This is a genomic window from Gordonia sp. C13 (assembly GCF_023218005.1).
In the GTDB taxonomy this organism is placed as follows: Bacteria; Actinomycetota; Actinomycetes; order Mycobacteriales; family Mycobacteriaceae; genus Gordonia; species Gordonia namibiensis.
This window is the reverse complement of sequence record NZ_JALPSY010000011.1, coordinates 83921-106036: the sequence shown is the minus strand read 5'-3', so window position 1 is coordinate 106036 and position 22116 is coordinate 83921. Positions and strand designations below refer to the sequence as shown.

Annotated in this window: 21 protein-coding genes; 11 read left to right on the top strand and 10 right to left on the bottom strand. The window is 67.5% G+C overall.

The genetic code is table 11. From position 1 onward, the window contains the following. Positions 1 to 124: 124 nt before the first annotated feature. From M1L58_RS11455 to M1L58_RS11440, 4 genes are all read right to left on the bottom strand, one after another. Positions 125 to 799 (bottom strand): hypothetical protein, encoded by a 675-nt coding sequence (locus M1L58_RS11455; RefSeq protein WP_248658986.1) that lies wholly within the window; start codon positions 797 to 799, stop codon positions 125 to 127. Between the two features lie 83 nt (positions 800 to 882). Further along, entirely contained in the window at positions 883 to 2172 is a 1290-nt protein-coding gene (locus M1L58_RS11450; RefSeq protein ID WP_248658985.1) for a lipase family protein, read from the bottom strand. Between the two features lie 205 nt (positions 2173 to 2377). Next, positions 2378 to 3772, bottom strand: a complete 1395-nt coding sequence (locus M1L58_RS11445; protein ID WP_248658984.1) for a GntP family permease — start codon at positions 3770 to 3772, stop codon at positions 2378 to 2380. A gap of 2 nt (positions 3773 to 3774) precedes the next feature. Beyond that, on the bottom strand, positions 3775 to 4278 hold the full coding sequence (locus M1L58_RS11440) for a gluconokinase (protein ID WP_006866570.1): 504 nt from the start codon (positions 4276 to 4278) through the stop codon (positions 3775 to 3777). Between the two features lie 125 nt (positions 4279 to 4403). Here M1L58_RS11440 and M1L58_RS11435 point away from each other — a divergent pair, with 125 nt between their 5' ends. Then, positions 4404 to 5120 carry a FadR/GntR family transcriptional regulator gene (locus tag M1L58_RS11435; RefSeq protein WP_248658983.1) on the top strand — a complete coding sequence of 239 codons (717 nt, stop codon included), beginning with the start codon at positions 4404 to 4406 and terminating at the stop codon, positions 5118 to 5120. 212 nt (positions 5121 to 5332) lie between these two features. Here the strand turns inward: M1L58_RS11435 and M1L58_RS11430 are convergent, their stop codons facing one another. After that, complete coding sequence (locus tag M1L58_RS11430) at positions 5333 to 6358, bottom strand: aspartate-semialdehyde dehydrogenase (RefSeq protein WP_248658982.1); 1026 nt, start codon at positions 6356 to 6358, stop codon at positions 5333 to 5335. A gap of 2 nt (positions 6359 to 6360) precedes the next feature. Next, the gene (locus M1L58_RS11425) at positions 6361 to 7626 is read right to left on the bottom strand and encodes an aspartate kinase (RefSeq protein ID WP_006866566.1); all 1266 of its coding nucleotides are present in this window, start codon (positions 7624 to 7626) and stop codon (positions 6361 to 6363) included. Between the two features lie 168 nt (positions 7627 to 7794). Here M1L58_RS11425 and M1L58_RS11420 point away from each other — a divergent pair, with 168 nt between their 5' ends. Next, positions 7795 to 9123 (top strand): hypothetical protein, encoded by a 1329-nt coding sequence (locus tag M1L58_RS11420; protein ID WP_248658981.1) that lies wholly within the window; start codon positions 7795 to 7797, stop codon positions 9121 to 9123. Between the two features lie 40 nt (positions 9124 to 9163). Here the strand turns inward: M1L58_RS11420 and M1L58_RS11415 are convergent, their stop codons facing one another. Then, positions 9164 to 9838 carry a TetR/AcrR family transcriptional regulator gene (locus M1L58_RS11415; RefSeq protein WP_248658980.1) on the bottom strand — a complete coding sequence of 225 codons (675 nt, stop codon included), beginning with the start codon at positions 9836 to 9838 and terminating at the stop codon, positions 9164 to 9166. Positions 9839 to 9959: 121 nt separating this feature from the next. Between M1L58_RS11415 and M1L58_RS11410 the strand changes: the two genes are divergently transcribed. Then, complete coding sequence (locus M1L58_RS11410) at positions 9960 to 11552, top strand: MFS transporter (protein WP_248658979.1); 1593 nt, start codon at positions 9960 to 9962, stop codon at positions 11550 to 11552. Next, on the top strand, positions 11540 to 12118 hold the full coding sequence (locus M1L58_RS11405) for a nitroreductase family protein (RefSeq protein ID WP_248658978.1): 579 nt from the start codon (positions 11540 to 11542) through the stop codon (positions 12116 to 12118). The genes M1L58_RS11410 and M1L58_RS11405 overlap by 13 nt, the downstream gene beginning before the upstream one ends. Before the next feature lie 79 nt (positions 12119 to 12197). On the opposite strand, the gene M1L58_RS11400 is transcribed toward M1L58_RS11405, so the two are convergent. Both M1L58_RS11400 and M1L58_RS11395 read right to left on the bottom strand, forming a co-directional pair. Beyond that, complete coding sequence (locus M1L58_RS11400; protein WP_248658977.1) at positions 12198 to 13628, bottom strand: MFS transporter; 1431 nt, start codon at positions 13626 to 13628, stop codon at positions 12198 to 12200. A gap of 190 nt (positions 13629 to 13818) precedes the next feature. Continuing rightward, positions 13819 to 14226, bottom strand: coding sequence for a RidA family protein (locus tag M1L58_RS11395; protein WP_154882003.1), 408 nt, complete (start codon positions 14224 to 14226; stop codon positions 13819 to 13821). A 73-nt stretch (positions 14227 to 14299) separates the two neighbouring features. Between M1L58_RS11395 and M1L58_RS11390 the strand changes: the two genes are divergently transcribed. From M1L58_RS11390 to M1L58_RS11360, 7 genes are all read left to right on the top strand, one after another. Beyond that, entirely contained in the window at positions 14300 to 14713 is a 414-nt protein-coding gene (locus M1L58_RS11390) for a winged helix-turn-helix transcriptional regulator (protein WP_248658976.1), read from the top strand. A 207-nt stretch (positions 14714 to 14920) separates the two neighbouring features. After that, complete coding sequence (gene leuA, locus M1L58_RS11385; RefSeq protein ID WP_248658975.1) at positions 14921 to 16771, top strand: 2-isopropylmalate synthase; 1851 nt, start codon at positions 14921 to 14923, stop codon at positions 16769 to 16771. A 173-nt stretch (positions 16772 to 16944) separates the two neighbouring features. Then, positions 16945 to 17556, top strand: coding sequence for a TetR/AcrR family transcriptional regulator (locus M1L58_RS11380; RefSeq protein WP_248658974.1), 612 nt, complete (start codon positions 16945 to 16947; stop codon positions 17554 to 17556). 67 nt (positions 17557 to 17623) lie between these two features. Beyond that, on the top strand, positions 17624 to 18643 hold the full coding sequence (locus M1L58_RS11375) for an LLM class flavin-dependent oxidoreductase (protein WP_006866556.1): 1020 nt from the start codon (positions 17624 to 17626) through the stop codon (positions 18641 to 18643). An 89-nt stretch (positions 18644 to 18732) separates the two neighbouring features. After that, positions 18733 to 19053: a putative quinol monooxygenase gene (locus M1L58_RS11370; RefSeq protein WP_248658973.1), complete on the top strand. Its 321-nt coding sequence runs from the start codon at positions 18733 to 18735 to the stop codon at positions 19051 to 19053. Between the two features lie 211 nt (positions 19054 to 19264). Then, entirely contained in the window at positions 19265 to 19933 is a 669-nt protein-coding gene (locus tag M1L58_RS11365; protein ID WP_006866554.1) for a TetR/AcrR family transcriptional regulator, read from the top strand. 36 nt (positions 19934 to 19969) lie between these two features. Then, positions 19970 to 21121, top strand: coding sequence for an acyl-CoA dehydrogenase family protein (locus M1L58_RS11360; protein WP_154881997.1), 1152 nt, complete (start codon positions 19970 to 19972; stop codon positions 21119 to 21121). Positions 21122 to 21185: 64 nt separating this feature from the next. On the opposite strand, the gene M1L58_RS11355 is transcribed toward M1L58_RS11360, so the two are convergent. Next, positions 21186 to 22070 (bottom strand): LysR family transcriptional regulator, encoded by an 885-nt coding sequence (locus M1L58_RS11355; protein WP_248658972.1) that lies wholly within the window; start codon positions 22068 to 22070, stop codon positions 21186 to 21188. Positions 22071 to 22116 lie beyond the last annotated feature (46 nt).

Genomic DNA, 22116 nt, shown 5'->3' with positions numbered 1-22116 from the left:
TCGGCTCTGTGGAACCAACGTTCTGTCCAACCGACCTGTACCCGGATTCATTCCGATCAAACCGCCTGGTGGCGGGGGTTACAAACGTGCCGCCGAGTGTCAGCGTCGATACGACACTCTCGCGTCAGCGGCCGCGCATCATGCGAGTCGGCTTCATCCGGGTCGATTCCGGCAGCCAGGTGTTGACGGACCGACGCGCGGTGAGAAGTGCCGCGATCACGAGCAACGCGAACTGCACCCAGCTGAGAACGACCATCGTCGACGAGATGTCGGGATAGCGGAAGAGGAGGTCGACGCCGACCGGGATGCAAAGGAGATGGACCACCACGGCGGCGAGGAAGAAGTTGCGACAGTGTCGGCTGTGGTGGGTCACCGCGGCCACCAGCAGCAGGTACTCGATCACCAGGACGACGACGATCATGACCAGCATGAACGGCGGGAAGAACCCGGCCAGCGTCTCGACCTGGTCCTCCGGTGCGGAGTTGGCCGGGTCGGTTACGACTCCCTCGAGGAGGCGCTGCCGCAGGTCGTCGGTGATGGTGCCGAGGTTGAAGAAGCCGTAGACCGCCAGGATCAGCCCGATGACCGCCGCACCCCACCAGACGACGCGGGCGTGGAGTGCCAGGGCCGCCGGCGGGCTGCCCGGGTCGGCCGGTCGCGGCGGGTAGAGCGCCGCCTGGTCGCGGTCACGCGACGAGCGTTCCAGCGCGGCGAGGTCCTCGGCGTCGAGCTCGGCCTGGGTCGGGATGCGTTCGGGGTCTCGATCGTGGGGGTCCCCCGGCCCGTGCGGATCGTTCATTCCTCGATCCTGCCATCCGGACCTCGGGAACGGACAGGGCCCGCCGGAGCTCTGCCGACGGACCCTGTCCTTGTTCTGTTCGACTACTTCCGGAACTCGCCGAGGACGAACTGCATGCCGGGCAGGAACGTGCCGAGCATCGGGACCACGTGGTTGACGATCGACTTGGTCAGGATCGGCGGCGTCGGGTCCGTGACGAACCGGACGTCGGCCCCCTGCGCCCGCCAGTCCGCGGCGAGCTGGGCTACCTGACCGTGCGGGATCACGTCGTCGTTGAGGCCACCTTCGAGGAAGACCGGGGCGTTCGGCTTCAGGCGACCGATGCGCTGTTCGCCGACGACCTTCTGCACCTCCGGCGACCGTGCGATCACCGCGGAGAGCGTCTCGCCGGTGCGGGTCCAGTTCTTGGTCTGCTGGAAGCCGAAAGCGGGGATGATGTCACCGATGCAGCTCGTCGAGATCTGCACCAGCGCAGCCTTTCCGGAGGCGTTGGTCTCCCGCTTCACGACGTCGGCGACCACCGGGTACCGCTGGGTGAGGCCGTTGACGGCGAAGCCGATGGCGCCGGCGATGGTGCTCCCGTCGATGGCCGGGATGACCTTCTCGAGGTCGGCGGGCGGCGCTCCGGCATAACTGGCCCGGACGTTCAGTTCCGGTGCGTAGGTCGCGGCGAGTTCGGCCGCGGAGGCCGCGGCGCCACCGCCCTGCGAGTAGCCGATGAAGCCGACCGGCGCGTCGGACGGGGCGCCGGATGCGCGCAACGCGGCCCGCGCGCCGTCGAGCATGGCGTGGCCGGTCTCCGAACGGTTGACGTAGGTGTGGATGCCCGGGGTGCCCATGCCGATGTAGTCGGTGACGAAGACCCGGACACCGTTGAGCAGCATGTAGTACATCTCCGGCGCGGTGTAGTTGACACCGATGCTGGGCCTGGTGATGTCGATCGACATCGGCAGGCTCATCAGCTTCGACGCCGCGCACTGGTCACCCTGGCCGATGGTGCCCGGACCGACGACGACGGTCGGGCGCGGACCCTTCCCGTTCCACGGCGCGGTCGGCTCGACGACGGTCCCGGTGACCGCGGCAGGCTTTCCGTCCTGGTAGGTCGAGGTGTACATGACCTTGCGGGCCGTACCCGGCCACTGATTCGGCGCACCCGGGATCTGCAGGAGCAGCGGGATCTGTTGGCTCCGGATCACCGAGCCGGGATCGGTCGCGAAGGATGGCGGCGGGGTGTAGAAATCGAACGCACTCGCGTCCGGCGCCGGACTGATCACGGCAGCCACACAGGCCGCTGCCACAGCACCCGCAATCGTGGTCTTTCGCAGGCGTGACCTGCGGCGCGACCCCACGCTCGTTCCCGACTTCAGCTTCATGGGCGAGTAACCTACCCCACAGTAAGTTGAGTCAGGTGACTGGGTGCTCATCCGCGTTGTGACCACCCGCGCCGCCACCGAAAACCGCCCCCGGGATCCGCCCTCCACAGCGGGCTCGACGACACTATGTCGCCGGCGCGGCTACTCGGGGGTCGATCCCAGGGGCGGTTCCGAGGGGCGCTTTTCAGCGGGCGCGTCAGCCCGGTCAGATCACCAGGCCGAGTGCCAGCACGACGACCAGACCGCTCACCGACAGCAGGGTCTCCATCATCGACCAGGTCTTGAAGGTCTGGCCGACGGTCATGCCGAAGTACTCCTTGACCAGCCAGAAGCCGGCGTCGTTCACGTGCGACAGGAAGACCGAGCCGGCACCGATCGCGAGGACGACCAGAGAGACCTCACCCGAGCTCAGTCCGTCGACGAGTCCGAGCATCAACGACGACGCGGTGATGGTCGCGACGGTTGCCGAGCCGGTGGCCAGGCGGATCAGCGCGGCGAGGACCCAGGCGAGGACGAGGACCGGGACGTTCGCGCCGGTGGCCCAGTCGGCCAGGAGCGTGCCGATGCCCGTGTCGACGAGAACCTGCTTGAATCCGCCACCAGCGGAGACGATCAGGAGGATGCCGGCGATGGCGGGCAGCGCCGCACCGGTGCACTTCGAGATGGTCTCGCGATCCATCCCCGAGCCGCGGCCCAGGGTGAACATGGCGACGACGACCGCGATGAGCAGGGCGATCAGGGGTGTACCGAGGATGTCGAGGATGCGTCGCAGGAGCTGATCCTCGTCGTCGATGAAGATCTCGGCGAGTGCCTTGCCCAGCATCAGGACGACCGGCAGCAGGACGCTGAACATGGTGATGCCGAAGGACGGCCGCTTGGTGGTCGGGCCGTCGTCGGGATCGACGTCGAAAGTTGTCGGCGCATCGACCGTCACCCACTTGCCGGCGAGCGTGCCGAACAGCGGACCCGAGACGATGATCGTCGGGATGGCCACGGCCACGCCGAGTGCGAGGGTCAGGCCGAGATCGGCACCGAGGGCGTCGATGGCCACGAGCGGGCCGGGGTGCGGGGGCACGAAGCCGTGCATGGCCGAGAGACCGGCGAGCGCAGGAATGCCGATCGGGATCAGGCCCAGGCCCGAGCGTCGGGCAACCAGATAGATCACCGGCATCAGAAGGACGAGGCCGATCTCGAAGAACATCGGCAGTCCGATGATCGCGCCGACGAGCGCCATCGCCCACGGCAGCATGCGCGGGGAGGCATGCCCGACGATCGTGTCCACGATCTCGTCGGCGCCTCCGGAGTCGGCGAGCAGCTTCGCGAACATCGCCCCGAGCGCGATCAGGATGCCCACACCGGCTGCGGTGGACCCGAATCCGGTGGTAAAGGACTCCAGGACCGTCGGGATCGACTCACCCGCGACGATGCCGACCGTGGCACCGCCGCCGACCAGCGCGAGGAACGGATGGACCTTGGCGACGGTGATCGCCACGACGATGACCGCGATACCGGCCAGAGCCGCGACGACGAGCTGCCAACCCGGCGCGACCGGCTCGGGCAGATCCGCACTCGCGGCGAGGATCGTGGTGGTCGACAACATGTTCAGTTCTCCTCGCCGTTGGGGAGCGACGCGACCAGCTCGTCGACGATGGCGTCCACGCTCTGGTCCACGTCGACGGTCAGGCCGCGCTCATCGGATGTCAGGGGTTCGAGGGTCTCGAATTGGGATCGCAGCAACGCTGTCGGCATGAAGTGCCCCGGCCGCGATGCCTGGCGCCGGGCGATGACCTCGACCGAGCCGGCGAGGTGCGCGAACAGCACCGACGGCTCGTGCCCCCGGAGACGGTCGCGGTACTCGTGCTTGAGCGCGGAACAGCTCATCACCCCACCGTCACCGTGTTCGGCCAGCCAGACCCCGATGGATTCCAGCCACGGACGACGGTCGTCGTCGTCGAGCGGCTGACCGGCCGACATCTTGGCGATGTTCTCCGCCGAGTGGAAGTCGTCGGCGTCCGCGAACGGAACGCGTAGACGCTGCGCCAACGCGGCCCCCACGGTCGACTTCCCCGACCCGGACACACCCATAACGACCACCGGTGATCGCATGCCAACTCCTCCACATCGCTGTGCTGCTGATCACGGAGACTGCCTCAATAGTCATACTTATGCAAGTCCCTCGCGCGTTAAGTACGCACATTTGCGCCAGAGGCCGTTAATGAGAAGATGAAATCGTGAGTCGGAGCACAGGTGGGACCACAGAGCGCCACGATGAGACCCTGGCTGCCATCGGCCGGCGCATCGTCTCGGGGGCACAGCCGGCGGGCAGCGTCCTGACGCTCGACGCCATCTGCACCGAGCACGGGGTGTCTCGGACCGTGGCGCGCGAGGTGATCAAGGTCCTCGAATCGATGGGACTCGTCGAGTCACGACGCCGGGTCGGCATCACCATCCAGCCGCGGACCCGGTGGAGCGTGTTCGACCCCCGACTCATCCGGTGGCGTCTCGACGGCGCGGACCGTGCGGAGTTCCTCGCGACCCTGTCGGAGCTACGACGCGGCTTCGAGCCCGTGGCGGCCGCGCTCGCGGCCGAACGTGCGAACGAGCACCACTGCCGCATCCTCGCGGCCGCGGTGTCGGACATGTCGGTTCACGGCCGGACCGGCGACCTGCAGTCATATCTGCTGGCGGACAAGGTCTTCCACCGCACCTTGCTCGAGGCGAGCGGCAACGAGATGTTCCGGTCGCTGGCCGACGTCGTCGGCGAGGTCCTGGCCGGCCGAACCCATCACGGGATGATGCCGCCGACCCCGAACCCGGCAGCCATTGCCCTTCACGACGACGTCGCGAGAGCAATACGCCTCCGCGACCCGAAGGCCGCGGAGGCGTCGATGCGAGAGATCATCACCGAGGCGGCGGCTGCCGTCTCCCCCTCGCTGCCTGAGGTGTGAGCGGACCAGCCCCCCGCTGCCTGAGGTGCGAGCGGACCAGCCCCGCTGCCTGAGGTGCGAGCGGACCAGCCCCCGCTGCCTGAGGTGCGAGCGGAGCGACCCCCCTCCGCTGCCTGAGGTGCGAGCGGAGCGACCCCCCTCCGCTGCCTGAGGTGCGAGCGGAGCGACCCCCCTCCGCTGCCTGAGGTGCGAGCGGAGCGAGCCACGAAGGCTTAGACCAGCAGCTCCGCGATCTGAATCGTGTTGAGCGCAGCGCCCTTTCGGAGGTTGTCACCCGAGACGAACAGCGCAAGACCGCGACCGTCCGGGACACCCGGGTCCTGACGGATGCGACCCACGAGTGAGTTGTCCTTGCCGGCGGCGGCGAGCGGCGTCGGCACATCGACGAGCTCGACTCCGGCTGCGGCACCGAGGATCTCCTGGGCACGAGCCACCGACAGCGGCTCGGCGAACTCCGCGTTGATCGACAGCGAGTGGCCGGTGAACACGGGCACGCGCACGCAGGTTCCGCTGACGAGCAGCTCGGGGAGACCGAGGATCTTGCGTGACTCGTTGCGCAGCTTCTGATCTTCGTCGGTCTCGCCGGTGCCGTCGTCGACGAGCGAACCGGCAAGGGCCACAACGTTGAACGCGATGGGCGCGACGTACTTGTTCGGGGCCGGGAAGTCGACGGCCGAGCCGTCGTGGACGAGCTTCTCGGCGTCGTCGGCGACGGCGCGCACCTGCCCGGCGAGTTCCTCCACACCGGCCAGACCGCTGCCGGAGACCGCCTGGTAGCTCGAGATGATCAGGCGCTGCAGTCCGGCTGCGTCGTGCAGCGGCTTGAGCACCGGCATGGCGGCCATGGTGGTGCAGTTGGGGTTGGCGATGATGCCCTTGGGCGGGTTCTTCGCCAGCTCACCGTTGACCTCCGAGACCACCAGCGGCACATCGGGATCCTTGCGCCACGCCGACGAGTTGTCGATGACGGTTACACCGGCGGCGGCGAACCGCGGAGCCTGCTCACGGGACATCGTGGCGCCCGCGGAGAAGAGGGCGATGTCGAGACCGGCGGGATCGGCGGTGGCCGCATCCTCCACCATGATCTCCCCGTCACCCCAGGGAAGCTTCTTGCCCGCCGAACGCGGCGACGCGAAGAAACGCACCTCGTCGGCCGGGAAGTTGCGCTCTGCCAGGAGGGTTCGCATGACGGCGCCGACCTGACCGGTCGCGCCGACGACTCCGAGACGTACACCCATGGTTATCGACCCGTTCCTGCGTAGACGACGGCTTCCTCTTCGCCACCGAGATCGAAGGCGGCGTGCAGTGCGCGCACGGCGTCGTCGAGTTCGGTGTCGCGGCACAGCACCGAGATGCGGATCTCCGAGGTGGAGATCAGCTCGATGTTCACGCCGGCCTCGCTGAGGGCCTCACAGAAGGTGGCGGTGACGCCCGGGTGCGACTTCATGCCGGCACCGACGAGCGAGACCTTGCCGATGTGATCGTCGTACAGGAGTTCGGTGAAGCCGATCTCCTCCTGCAGCTTGGTGAGCTTCTCGACGCCCAGCGGGCCGAGCTCGCGCGGCAGGGTGAAGGTGATGTCGGTCTTGCCGGTGTCGACCTTCGAGATGTTCTGCAGCACCATGTCGATGTTGATCTCGGCGTCGGCGACGGCGCGGAACACCTTGGCGGCGTATCCCGGCTTGTCGTCGAGACCCACGACGGTGATCTTGGCTTCGCTGCGATCGTGTGCGACGCCGGTGAGAATGGCTTCTTCCACGGGAATGTCCTCCATCGATCCGGTCACCACGGTGCCGGGTTTGGTCGAGTACGACGAGCGCACGTGAACGGGAACGTTGTACCGGCGGGCGTATTCCACGCACCGCAGCATCAGGACCTTTGCGCCACAGGCCGCGAGTTCGAGCATCTCCTCGAAGGAAACGGTGTCGAGCTTCTTGGCGTCGGAGACGATGCGCGGATCGGCGGAGTACACGCCGTCGACGTCGGTGTAGATCTCGCAGACGTCGGCCTCGAGAGCCGCCGCCAGCGCGACGGCGGTGGTGTCGGAGCCACCGCGTCCGAGGGTGGTGATGTCTTTGGTGTCCTGCGAGACACCCTGGAATCCGGCGACCAGCACGATCTTGCCGTCGTCGAGTGCGCTGCGGACGCGGCCCGGCGTGACGTCGATGATCTTGGCCTTGCCATGAGAGCTCGTCGTGATGACGCCGGCCTGGGATCCGGTGAACGACTGAGCATGTGCACCAAGCGAACTGATGGCCATCGCCACCAGTGCGTTGGAGATGCGCTCGCCCGAGGTCAGGAGCATGTCCATCTCGCGCGCCGGAGGCGCCGGGTTGACCTGCTGGGCAAGGTCGAGCAGTTCGTCGGTTGTGTCGCCCATCGCCGAGACGACGACGACAACGTCGTTGCCCTGCTTCTTCGTCTCGACGATGCGCTCGGCAACGCGACGGATGCGTTCGGCCGTTGCGACCGAGGATCCGCCGTACTTCTGCACCACGAGGGCCACGTCGAGTTACCTCCCGCCGGCTCGTGCGCCGGTTCGATAGACGTCAGCTTGCTTCGGACAACCTTACCGGGCAGGAGGGTGCAGACCTGACCTGGTCACCGGCATTCTGTGATCCGACGCACACGGCACGTCGCCTGTAGTCGCCGGCGACGACCTAGGATTCCACGGGTGGCCACCCCAACCGACGTCGACGATCCGGGCCGTCCCGATCCTGATCCGGGTACCGGCGGGGTCGACGACGGTAGGCCGATCTCCCCGGGCGGTTCGACACCGGCTCGACGCTCCGCCGACCCGCGGCCCCCGTTCGCCGACTGGGTCCGCCGGCACCGCTGGTGCATCGACGCCCTGGTCGTCTACCTGGTCATCCGCGCGATCGGCATCCTCACGCTCGCACGGTTCGCGGACCTGCGCGACACGACGCTCGGCAAGGCCCTCACCGTGTGGGACGGGCAGTGGATGCTGGCGATCGCCACCCACGGATACGACGGAGTGCCCACGAGCCTGACCGACGCGCGCGGAATCCACACCTCCGACACCGCATTCGCCTTCTTCCCTGGCTACCCCTACCTGGTCGGCTTACTGGCGAAACTGCCCGGCGTGACGCCGTTCGGGGCGGCGCTCACCCTCAACCTCGTTCTCGGATGTATCGCCGCGGTCGGCGCGGCGCGCCTCGGCATGGCCTGCGCGCGGCTGATGTCCTCGCACTCCCCCATCGGCCCCGCCCCCGAACGCGCCACCGGGCTGTTCCTGGTGGTGCTGTTCGCGGCGACCCCGATGTCGATCGTGCTCAACATGGCCTACACCGAGGCGATGTTCTGCGCCCTCGCGACGTGGGCACTCATCGGAATACTGGAGAAACGCTGGCTGCTGGCCGGGGTGATGGCCGGCCTCTGCGGCTTCTGCCGGCCGACCGCCGCCGTCATCATCGGCGTGGTGGTCCTCGCCTCGATCGTGTTCCTGTGGACCGGCCGCCACTCCTCGGCGGTCACCGGCACGGACCGTGCACGTGCCGCCGCGGCGATCGTGCTCAGTCCCTTGGGCTACCTCACCTATCTGGGCGTCGTGTGGGCCCACACCGGTTCGCCGACGGGATGGTTCCGCATCCAGACCGAGGGCTGGGATACCGAGTTCGACTGGGGCGTCGCCGCATTCAACTTCGTCAACCAACAGTTGGTGAACTCCTCAGAGGTCGCCCCGACCGCGACGTCGTGGATCGTCCTGAGCACCCTCGTGATGCTCGCTGTGGCGGTGTGGGCGCGGCTGCCGTGGCCGGTGTTGTTGTTCGGTTCACTGCTCGTCGCCCAGATCGTGCTGTCGAGCGGCCTGATGATGAGCAGACCGCGACTCCTGTTGCCCGCCTTCGTTCTTCTCATCCCGCTCGCGATGGCCCTCGCCCGGGCACGACCGGCGGTAGCCGGCCTCGTCATCGTGCCGATCGTCGTCGGCAGTTCGTGGTTCGGTGCGCACATGCTGACAGTGTTCCCGCACGCCATGTGACCACCACCGCTGTGACCCGACGCGCCGCCGACCCGACGCCTCAGCGCGCCGCGGCCCCGAAACCCGCGCAGAGATAACCGATTCCGGCATCGAGCCGGGCCCGCGGATCCAGCAGGTGCGCGGCGTCGGGGCGCCCGGCGAGACGGGCGAGGTGTTCGGGTACCGCGACATCCGAGCGGCCGGCGATCACGTCGGACAGCCGGACCGACGACACCTCGGACTCGCCCCGGACCTGATCGTCGATCAGCTGGTCGCCGACCGCCATCAGTGCGACGCCGTGAACGAAACTCCAGACGGTCAGCGCCATGTCGGTGGCGCGTTCGATGCCGACCCCGAGTTCGAGGAAACCCGCGGACAGCCAGTCGAGGCATTCCAGCGACGCCTCGCCGTAACTGAGGCGGGGTGACGAATAGGCCAGCACCACCCACGGGTGCCGCTGGTACAGCTCCCAGTCGACGTCGACGGCGATCCGGACCCGCTCCTGCCATGACGGCGCGTCGTCGTAGGGATAGGGATAGCGCTGCGTGACCTCTTCGGACATCGCCAGCAGCAACGCCTCCTTGTCGGCGACGTGACGGTACAACGACATCGCCCCGACCCCGAGCTCGTCGGCCACCCGCCGCATCGAGAGGCCGGTGAGTCCCCGGGCGTCGGCGATCCGGATCGCGGCGTCGACGATGACCGCCGGCGACAACTTGGTCGTGCCAGATGTCACCTGCTCGTCCTTCCTGCTCACGACCGGGAATAAAAGGATTGCGTACAGCGTACTCACCTGGCGTACGCTTTCCCGCGTACACCGTACGCAACCCACCGTAGAAACCATCGAGGAGCACATCGTGTCCACCCGTCTCGGCGCGTCTGATCGGCAGCTTCCGAGAACTGCCGACCGACGAACCTGGCTGGGACTCGCGGTGCTCACGCTGCCCGTGTTCCTGGTGTCGATGGACGTCTCCGTCCTCTACCTCGCGATCCCCTCCATCACCGACGCCCTCGCACCGTCGGCGGCCCAGCAGCTGTGGATCCTCGACATCTACGGCTTCTTGATCGCCGGCCTGCTGATCACGATGGGCAACCTCGGCGATCGCATCGGACGACGCCGCATCCTGCTCGCCGGGGCCGCGGTGTTCGGCGGGGCGTCGATCCTCGCCGCCTTCGCACCGTCCGCCGGGATCCTGATCGCCGCCCGCGCTTTGATGGGTGTCGGCGGGGCGACGCTGATGCCGTCGAGCCTGTCGCTGATCGCCAACATGTTCTCCGATGACCGAGAGCGCGGTCGGGCGATCGGCGTGTGGACGGCTGCCTTCGCCGGCGGCGCCGCGGTCGGCCCGGTCATCGGTGGCATCCTGCTGCACCACTTCTGGTGGGGCTCGGCTTTTCTCATCAACGTGCCGGTGCTGGCTGCGCTCCTCATCCTCGGTCCCCGGCTCATCCCCGAGTACAAGGCGCCCTCGACCGCACGGTTCGACGTGCTCGGCGTCGTGCTGTCGATGGCCGGCATCCTGCCCGTCGTCTATGCGATCAAGACCCTCGCAAGCGACGGCGCAGACGCAGGCGTCGTCGTCATCGGACTCGCCGGCCTGGCGCTTCTCGCCGGCTTCGTGGTGCAGCAACGTCAGTCCGCGGCACCACTCCTCGACCTCAAGCTGTTCCGGAATGCCCACTACGTCGGCGCGATCTCCGTGGCCCTCGTCGGCATGATGGCGCTGGGCGGGATGTCGTACCTGACCGGCGTCTACCTGCAGTCGGTGATGGGGCATGACGTCCTCGCCGCGGCGGTGGCCGGCCTCCCGATGGCCATCGCGGTGGCGGTGTTCTCGATCGGCGCCTCCCGGATCGCGGCGATGGTCGGCATCCGCGCGGCGTTCCTCGGCTCGATCGTGCTGGCGGCAGCGGGCAACTTCGGTCTGCTCGCACTGACCACGTCGTCGCCGATCTGGGTCTACCTCGTCTTCACGTTCATCGCCGGTATCGGTTACGGCATCCAGTTCAGCCTGGTGTCGGTTGTCGTGGTGGGCGCGGTCCCGCCGGAGCGGTCGGGCTCGGCGTCGGGCATCTCGGAGACGAGCTTCGAGCTCGGCAACGCGCTCGGGCTCGCCCTGTTCGGTTCGCTTGCCACGCTGGTGTTCCGCGGACATCGCGACGGCTGGTCCTTCGGCGACACGCTTGGTGAGACGCTGCATCGCGCCCTCGAGATGGGCACGCAGGGAGACGGCCTCGCGGCCGCGGCCCGCCAGTCCTACGTCGATGGCATGCACGCGGCGTCGCTGGCGATCGGGATCTCGATGACCCTTCTCGGCATCTGGGTGTTCTTCGCGATGCGCAAGCCGCTGAAACCCTGGACCGCAGATGCCCAGACCGCGGGGGCCCGGGCCGGCAACGACGAACCCGAGGCACCCGCGCCGCTACCCTCGACCGAGTGCATGAACTGATCGAAGGACGGTGGAGCGCGCGGGGTTACGATCCCGCCGCCACCATCTCCGCCGCGGACCTCACGACCATCGTCGACGCCGGACGGTGGGCACCCACCTGGGGACGCATGCAGCCCGTCCGGTTCCTCGTCGGCCGACGCGGTGACGCGACCTTCGAGGCCCTCACCGGCGTCCTGACCAGGGGAAACGCGGGCTGGGCGCCAAGGGCGGCCGCGCTGGTCCTGGTGTGCACCACCGATCGGGCCGACGATCCGAAGGAACACACCTACGCGGCGGTCGACGTGGGTCTCGCTGTCTCGCAGATGATCCTGCAGGCCGAGGCGCTCGGCTTCAACGGACATCCGATGGCCGGCTTCGACGCCGCCGCCGCTACCGCGGCCTTCGACATCCCCGCCGACAAGCGACCTCTCGTCCTGCTGGGGATCGGCGCGCTCGCCGAGGACACCGCGTCGTTGCCCGAGGACATCCGCGAGCGTGACGAACGCCCGCGGACCCGCCTTCCGCTCGACGAGGTCGCGTTCGCCGAAGAGTGGGGACGACCCGCGTTCACCACACCCGAGACGTGAGACGTCCCCGCCGCGATCGGTGATCGCGACGGGGACGTCGTGGTGCTGCGGCCGTGTATCCGATTCGGCCACGAGGACGTCAGCCGACGAGCTCGGGCTCCTGTTCGATCCGCTCGATCTCGGCACGCATGGTCTTGTCCTTGGTCTCCACGATCAGGATCGTGCAGACCACGCTGATCGCGGACAGGCCCGCCAGCAGGACACCCACCCAGATCGCACCGGGTCCGGCGATCAGCGGGGCGGCGATCAGCGGCGGGATGGCGCCGCCGAAGATCCCGGCGAGGTTGTAGCCCATGCCGGCACCGGTGTAGCGGTAGCGCGCCTCGAACAGTTCCGGGAGCAGTGCACCCGCCGGGCCATAGGCGATGCCGAAGATCAGCAGGGTGCCGATCAGTCCGACGACGAAGGCGAAGCCGCCGCCGATCTCGAGGATCGGGAACAGGATCAGCGCCCACGGGATGGCGATGATGCACGAGGTCAGGATGACCCGGCGTCGACCGACCCGGTCGGACCACATCGCCGACGCGGCGGTCGACAGACCGAAGACGATCGCGGCGACCATGCCCGCGCTGAGGACGAAGGTGCGGGAAAGGTCGAGGCTCTTGGTGCCGTAGTTCGTCAGGAACGCTGTGCCCATGTAGAAGAGCGAGAACAGGCTCGCCAGCGCACCGCCGGCGATGAGGATCTCCTTCCACTGGTAGCGGAAGGCGTCCATGAAGGGCAGTGCGGGACCATCTGACTTCTCGGCCTCGAGCGCCTTGCGACGCTGGGCTTCCTGGAAGACCGGGGTCTCCGCGACGGCGAGCCGCACCCAGAGGCCGACGGCGACAAGCGCGAACGACAGGATGAAGGGGATGCGCCAGCCGTAGTCGAGGAAGGCCGAGCTGGTCTCGCCGAGGGTCAGCGAGGCGATGAGGAAGGTCAGACTCGACAGGAAGAATGCGAACGCCGGTCCGAGCTGCGGGAACATGGCGTACAGCCCCCGTTTGCCGGGGGGTGCGTATTCGGCCGTGAGCAGCGTCGCGCCGGCCCACTCACCGCCCACGGCGAAGCCCTGCAGGAATCGCAGTACGACAAGGGCTATGGGCGCCGCGATCCCGATCCCCGATTCGGCGATGCCGAAGACTCCGGTCTCGTATCCGGGGAGGAGACCGATCGCCACGGTCGCGATGCCCATGATCAGCAAGGTCCACACCAGGGTGCGCTTGCGGCCGATCCGGTCACCGAAGTGACCGAAGAGCATCGCGCCGACCGGCCGTGCGAAGAACGCCACGGCGAAGGTCGCGAAGGATGCGATCGTGCCGGTCACATCGTCGGCTGCCGGGAAGAACACCGTCGGGAAGACCAGCGCGGCCGCGGTCCCGTAGATGAAGAAGTCGTAGAACTCGATGGTCGTACCGATCGAGCTGGCGGCCGCGACGCGTCGGAGGCTGGTGGGCTTCGCGTCGGCAGGCGTCTGGGGATCGGGCGGTAAGTCAGCGCGAGGCGGATCGGCGGGGATCGTGGTCACTGGCGTCGTCCTTCTGTGCAGGCGGCCGCGTCGTGGTTGAGCGGCTCTGTCGAAGACCGGGCACGGAGCCCGTACACCCCAACCGGTCCGGAATGAATTGGATCACTCGCGGTACCAGGTGAGACGCATGTCATAGCTTTGCCGTGTCCGCCTGTGCCCGGCACCCCCCGAAGAGGGGGTGCGGTGGGGCTCAGTCCACGACGGCCGTCGCCTCGATCTCGACCAACACCTCCGGCTCGTACAGCGCCTGCACCCCGATCAGCGTGGCCGGCGGCATCGGTGTGGGTAGTCCGACCTCGTCGGCCACGGCTTCGATCCCGGCCATGAAGTCCCCGATCTTCGTCGGTTCCCAGTCGGTCACGTAGACCGTCAGACGCACGACGTCGCCGAAATCCGCGCCCGCGCCGCGCAATCCACGGGCGACGTTCCGTAGCGCCTGGGCGACCTGCCCGGCGAGGTCGGTCGGGACCGGCGAGCCGTCACCGGTGTGTGCGACCTGCCCGGCGAGGTACACGTGCCGGGTGCCGGTTCCCACGGCGACGTGGTGATATGGGGCGTCGGGCAGCATGCCTTCGGGGCTGGAGAGCGTGACAGACATAGTTCCTCCTGGTCTGGATAGGTATCGTTTGTATACTTGGTGCCGTTCGGTTACTTCAACGAAACCAGGTCTCATGCCCGATACCCATGCAGCCACATCGCCCTCACCGCGGACCGACCACGAACTGAGGATCGGCGCAGCGTCCCGGGAGTTGCTGGGGCAGGTCCTCGACAAGTGGTCCCTGAGCGTGCTCAACGAACTGTGCGAGGCGCCGTCGCGGTTCAACGAACTGCGCCGCGCGATCCCGGCGGTGTCACAGAAATCGCTCACCAGCACCTTGCGCCGTCTCGAACGCAACGGCATCATCGAACGCCGCATGCTCAGCACCCGACCGGTCTCGGTCGAATACCGAATCACGCCGTTGGGCAAGACCGTTCGCGAACCGATCGACGGACTTCTGGCGTGGGCGGCGACGCATCTGCCGGCGATCGACGCCGCCCGACAACGGTTCGACGACGAGGTCCTCGGTCCCGGTGAGGACCACTGATCGGGCCCCGCCTACCGTCTGGCGACTCCGCAGGAATACGCTGTCACCTGCACCTTTGGTCTCGATAGCACCGAGGAGTACAGTCGAGCGCATGCAGCGTGCACTCCTTCTCGGTTGCCGCGGCGGGGTCTGACACGACCGGCCCTCCGTCGCGGGGCCCAATCACGCGCCGGTCACTTTCCTTCCAGACACGGAGAATGACCACTCATGGCACCAGCAGACACCTTCACTTCCGGCGCCAGCCGAATCGTCGAGCCGAACGGCCCGATTCCCGCCGGCCAGCCCGTTTGGAATCCGCAGCGCAACTCCGCGATGCCGGTTCACCGCTACCGTCAGTTCGCCGACGAGGTCGAGAAGATCTCGCTGCCCGACCGCACCTGGCCCGACAAGGTCATCACCAAGGCCCCGCTGTGGTGCGCCGTCGACCTGCGTGACGGCAACCAGGCACTGATCGACCCGATGAGCCCGGCGCGCAAGCGTCGTATGTTCGACCTGCTGGTCCGCATGGGCTACAAGGAGATCGAGGTCGGCTTCCCCTCGGCGAGCCAGACCGACTACGACTTCGTCCGCGAGATCATCGAGGACAACGCGATCCCCGACGACGTCACCATCCAGGTGCTGACGCAGTGCCGCGAGGAACTGATCGAGCGCACCTTCGAGGCCTGCCGCGGTGCCGCGAACGTCATCGTGCACTTCTACAACTCCACCTCGGTGCTGCAGCGCCGCGTGGTCTTCCGTGCCGACAAACCGGCCATCATCAAGATCGCCACCGACGCCGCCCACAAGGTGCTCGAGGTGGAGAAGAACTACTCCGACACCAACTGGCGCTACGAGTACTCGCCGGAGTCCTACACGGGCACCGAGTTGAGCTTCGCCAAGGAGGTCGTCGACGCGGTCACCGAGATCATCGCTCCCACTCCGGAGAAGCCGATGATCGTCAACCTGCCCGCGACCGTCGAGATGGCCACGCCGAACGTCTACGCCGACTCGATCGAGTGGATGCACCGCAACCTGGCCCGTCGCGATTCGATCATCCTGAGCCTGCACCCCCACAACGACCGCGGAACCGGCGTTGCCGCAGCCGAACTGGGCTACCAGGCCGGCGCCGACCGCATCGAGGGCTGCCTGTTCGGCAACGGTGAGCGCACCGGCAACGTCTGCCTGGTGACCCTGGGCATGAACATGTTCAGCCGCGGCGTCGACCCGCAGATCAGCTTTTCCGACATCGACGAGATCCGTCGCACCGTCGAGTACTGCAACCAGCTGAACGTCCCCGAACGCCACCCGTACGGCGGCGACCTGGTCTTCACCGCCTTCTCCGGCAGCCACCAGGACGCCATCAACAAGGGCCTGGACCAGATGAAGTTCGACGCCGACGCCGCCGACTCCGACGTCGACGACATCGTCTGGGCCGTCCCGTATCTGCCGATCGATCCGAAGGACGTCGGCCGCAGCTACGAGGCCGTCATCCGCGTGAACAGCCAGTCCGGCAAGGGCGGCGTCGCCTACATCATGAAGGCCGACCACGGCCTGGTACTGCCGCGCCGCCTGCAGATCGAGTTCAGCCGCGAGATCCAGAAGATCACCGACGGCGAGGGTGGCGAGGTCAATCCGAAGGAGATGTACGACGTCTTCGCGGAGAACTACCTGCAGCCGATCTGGCCGCTGGAGCGCATGCGCCAGAAGGTCGACGCAGCCGAGGTCGACGGCGGCGAGGACCACATCACCGCAGTGGTGAAGATCGAGGGCAACGAGCGCGAGATCACCGGCTCGGGCAACGGCCCGCTGGCCGCCTTCGTCGACGCCCTGAGCACCGTCGGCTACGAGGTCCGCGTCCTGGACTACAGCGAGCACGCCCTGACCGCCGGTGGCGACGCCAGCGCCGCGGCGTACGTCGAGACCGAGGTCAACGGCGAAACCGTGTGGGGTGTCGGCGTGGCGTCGTCGATCACCACCGCGAGCCTGCGTGCCGTGGTGTCCGCGGTCAACCGCGCCTACCGTGTCACCTCGACCCCGCCCGCCGAGGCCGAGGCCGCCCCGCGCACCTGGGCCCCGTAAAAGCCCTCGCGCAACGGACAATCGAATACATCTCCGGCTGATGGGCCGGGACCACGTCGACGGGCGATCCTCGTCCGGGGTCCCGGCCCATTGCGCATCTTCGTGCCAGTCCACTGCGAAACACGGCACAACGCCGCCATACCTCCCGCGGGGTTCTTGGATACCGTTGCCGCATGGGAGCCACGACAACCCGAGAGCTGTATCTGGAGACCGGCCTCGCCGTCCTCGCCGATTCCGGATACAGCGCATTGAAGCTGTCCGAGGTGTGCAACCGGCTCCGGGTGACGAGCGGCTCGTTTTATCACTTCTTCAAGAACTGGTCGGACTACACCAACCAGCTCATCGAACACTGGCTCGCATCACGCACCCAGGTGGAGGTCGCGGCCGCCCGGGCCGAACCCGACCCACTACGCCGGATGGTCGACCTCATCGAGTTCGCGGCGTCGCTCCCTCACGACGCAGAAGCCGCGATCCGCACCTGGGCGGCGATGGATCCGGACGTCGGCAAGGTGCAGGAGGCCGCCGATCGTTCCCGATACGACGTGGTCTTCGACATCGCCATGGAGCTCCTCGACGACCGGGTCGCCGCCCATCGCTACTCGAGCTGGGCCAACTTCGTCCTCACCGGATACGAACAGACCACACTCCCCGAGGACCGTGAGGCCCTCCGGTGGGCGGCCGAGCAGTTTATCACGTCCCTGGCAGATGCGGCCCGGAACCGGCGTGAGGGCCAGGTCGTGACGACGGACGTACGAACCCAGACGCCGGTGGACGTCCGCGACTGACCTGCCGTACCGGTACTCCTCGCCCTCGGGGTGGGAACAATCCGGACCGTGGTTTCATTTACCGATCATGAAGAAGATCGGTTTCCTGTCGTTCGGTCACTGGTCGGAGTCGCCCGGATCGCAGGTCCGCACGGCCGCCGACACATTGCTGCAGTCGATCGACCTCGCCGTGGCGGCCGAGGAACTGGGCGCCGACGGCGCGTACTTCCGGGTGCATCACTTCGCGCGCCAGCTGGCGTCGCCGTTCCCGCTACTGTCGGCGATCGGCGCCAAGACCAGCCGCATCGAGATCGGCACCGGTGTCATCGACATGCGCTATGAGAACCCGCTGTACATGGCCGAGGACGCCGGCGCAGCCGACCTCATCGCCGGCGGGCGTCTGCAGCTCGGTATCAGCCGTGGATCCCCCGAGCAGGTCATCGAGGGCTACAAATACTTCGGCTACGTTCCGTCGGAGGGTTCCACCGACGCCGACATGGCCCGCCAGCACACCGAGGTGTTCCTCCGCGTCATCGAGGGCGGCGGCTTCGCCCGCCCCAACCCGCGACCCATGTTCCCGAACCCGCCCGGACTGTTGCCCATCGAGCCGCAGTCGCCCGGTCTCCGCGACCGCATCTGGTGGGGTGCCGGCACCCGCGCGACCGCCGAATGGACTGCGCAGCAGGGCATGAACCTGATGTCGTCGACGCTGCTGACCGAGGACACCGGCGTCCCGTTCCACCAGTTGCAGGCCGAGCAGATCCAGCGCTTCCGCAAGGCCTGGGCCGACGCCGGCCACCCGCACGAACCGCGGGTCTCGGTGAGCCGCAGCATCTTCGCACTCGTCGACGACCGCGACCGGGCCTACTTCGGCCGCGGTGGCGACGAGTCCGATCAGGTCGGCGTCATCGACAACAGCGTGGCCCGGTTCGGCCGCAGTTACGCCGACGAGCCGGACAAGCTCATCGAGCAGCTGCGCGAGGACGAGGCGATCGCCGCGGCCGACACCCTGCTGCTGACCGTGCCCAACCAGCTCGGGGTCGAGTACAACGCACACGTCATCGAGTCGATCCTCACCCACGTGGCGCCCGCGCTCGGTTGGCGCTGAGTTCGACCATCGTCGATTTCGCCACGCGAACGACCACACTCCCATAACGTCACGAGCGATCCCGTCCCCATCCCGAGGAGTACCCACCCATGTCCGAAGTGATCGTCGTCGCCACCATCTCGCCGAAGCCTGGCGAGGAGCAGGCTGTCCGCGACGCGGTGCTGGCCGCCATTCCCGAGGTGCACGGCGAGCCCGGTTGCGGCAAGTACGCACTGCACGAGGCCACCGGCGACTCGACCGACCTGGTCATGATCGAGCGCTGGGAGTCCTTCGAGGCGCTGGCCACCCACGGCGGCGCACCGGCGTTGACCGAGCTCGGTAAGAAGATCGGGCCGCTGCTGGCCGGCCCGCTGGACGTGAAGACGTTCTCCCCCGTTCCCGCAGGTGACGCCAACAAGGGCGCGATCTGACCCGCTGATCCGCTGACGCCCTCGCCCCGTTTCCGACGGGGCGGGGGCGTCGTCGTATGCCGGATCTCTCCGAGCCTGTTGATTCGCCGAACGGATGCGTGCTACACCTGTATAACGATCGTTAGATAAAGTGATGGGCGCCATGCTGGGTCCGCACCGGTTCGCGACACCACACGGAGGAAACCCATGCCCGAAGCCACGACCATCGAACGTGTCTGACTCAGCGAAAGCCGCTGCCGGAAAACGGTTCACGGTCGACACCGAGGGGTTGGACTGGCGGCGGCGCGAGCCGGTGCCGCTGCCGACGACTCTCGTCGCGGCGAAGCGCGCGTTCTACGAGCGCGGGTTCCACGGAACCTCGATCCGCGACATCGCGTCGCGCGCCGGGGTGTCTCTGCCGACGCTCTACTACCACCACGACAACAAGCTCGGCATCCTCGTGGAGTTGCTCGAAGCGGCGATGACGTCGGTCCTCGCCTGGGTCGGAGCAGCGATCGAGGAAGGGCGCACGCCGAGCGAGAAGCTGTCGAACGCGATCGAGTCCATCGTTCTGCACATGACCAGCGATCTCGAGCTGGCCAGTGTCGCAAGCGAGTTCCGCCATCTCGACCCGGAGGACCCGCGCCGCGAGCCCTACATCGCGATGCGGACCGAGACCGAGAACATGCTCGCCGACGTCATCCAGGCAGGCCTGGACTCGGGCGAGTTCCGATTCGACCAGGACGTCAAAGACGTCCTGCGCTATCTGTTCGGCGCCTGCCAAGCGGTCACCACCTGGTACCGCCCGTCCGGTGCTCGCACACCCGCAGAGGTCGCGGCGTCCTACGCCTCGATCGCCCTGCGGGTCGTGGGTGCGCAGGACACGAACAACAACGACTGACACAACGAGTTACGGTCCACGAAAGGGAGAAAATCCATGAAGCGCAAGATCTTCGAAGACGAGCACGAGGCCCTGCGGGAAACCGCGCGCAACTTCCTGATCCGCGAGTGCGGTCCGTACAACGAGGAGTGGACCAAGGCCGGTCAGGTCGACCGTGAGATCTTCAAGAAGGCCGGCGACGCAGGCCTCCTGGGCTTCAACATCCCGGAGGAGTACGGCGGCGGCGGCGCGATGGACGACTTCCGCTTCAACGCGGTCGTCGTCGAGGAGTTCGCCAAGTTCGACGGCGCGGCTCCCGGCCTGAGCCTCCAGAACGACGTCGTCGCACCGTACTTCGTCCATCTGGCCAACGACGAGCAGAAGAAGCGTTGGATGCCGGGCATCGCCACCGGTGAGACGATCCTCGCCGTCGCGATGACCGAGCCGGGTGCCGGTTCGGACCTTGCCGGCATCAAGACCTCGGCGAAGCTGGAGGGCGATCACTACGTCCTCAACGGCAACAAGACCTTCATTTCGTCGGGCATCAACTCCGACCTCGTCGTGGTCGTGTGCCGCACCAACCCGGACCCCGCGGCCGGCCACAAGGCGTTCTCGCTGCTGGTCGTCGAGCGTGGCATGGAGGGCTTCGAGCGCGGTCGCAAGCTCGACAAGATGGGCCTCAAGGCGCAGGACACGGCCGAGCTGCACTTCAACAACGTGCGCGTCCCGGTCGAGAACCTGCTCGGCCAGGAGGGCATGGGCTTCTACCACCTCATGCAGAACCTGCCGTCCGAGCGTCTGTCGATCGGCATCGGCGCGATCGCCGGTGCACGCGCGATTTTCGAGGAGACCCTGCAGTACACCAGGGACCGCAAGGCATTCGGCCGTCCCATCGGCACGTTCCAGGCGAACCGCTTCACGCTCGCCGAGATGGCCACCGAGCTCGACATCGCCGAGGTCTACATCGACCGCTGCCTGCAGGGTGTGCTCGACGGTGAACTCGACGCCATCGACGCCTCCAAGAACAAGTGGTGGTGCACCGAGCTCGCCAAGCGCGTCATCGACAGTTGCCTCCAGCTGCACGGCGGCTACGGCTACATGAACGAGTACCGTGTGGCCCGCGCCTACACCGATGCCCGCATCCAGACGATCTTCGGTGGCACCACCGAGATCATGAAGGACATCGTCGGCAAGAGCCTGGGCGTCTGATCCAGGAGTCGAACCACAAGGCCGGTGGCTCACGCGGAATGCGTGACCCACCGGCCTTTTTCGTTCAATGACCGTGTTCGGCGCCCGCAGCCGTCAGGTGTTCGACGACCTGCTGGACCGCCGATCGGGACCGTGGCCGCGCCAACGCCTCGTACACCCGGGCCGCCCGAACCCCTTTGAGTTCCAGACGTTTCACCTCCGGATGACGGACGGCAAACCGCGGCATCAGTGCGATCCCGTGACCGCCGGCGACGAGCGCCTCGATGGTGGTGAAGTCCAGCATGCGTTGGGTGACCCGGGGCGCGACCCCGGTCACCGCCGAGATCGACTGCAGCACATCGTCGACCGGGAATCCGCCCTCGACGCTGATCCAATCGTGTTCGGCGAGCTCGGACACCGCCACCTCGTCGGCATCGGCGAGCGGACTGTCGACGGGGACGATGACGTCGACCGGTTCGCGCATCAGCTCGGCGACCCACACGCGCGACTTGTTGACCGCGGGTGTCCGCTCGTCCCGGTGGGTCACGACGACGTCGAAATCCGCGAGAGCAGGGGCGGCGTCGGAGTACCCGACGTCGAGATGGAAGGCGTGCACCTCGATTCCGGCGTCGGCGGCCCGATCGAGAACGGTCGGCAGCAACAGCGTCGACCCCGACGGGAACATCGCGAGCCGCACGCGCGCCCGGCCCGACCGATACGACGCCATCTCCTCCTGGGCCCGCTCGACCGCGGCGATCACCTCGTCGGCGCGCAGGACCAGCGCGCGGCCCGCCTCGGTCAGCCGGATGCGCCGGCCGTCCGGTTCGAACAGCGGCACGCCGGCCTCGTCGGCGAGCACCTTCAGCTGCTGCGACACCGCCGACGGTGTCGTGTGCATCGCGTCGGCGACCGCGCCGATCGACTCACGATCGGCGAACTCACGCAACAATCGCAGCCGACGGACCTCCATGCGCCAAAGGTACCGAGTTGCGTGGAGCGCAGCGGCGAGCCCGCCC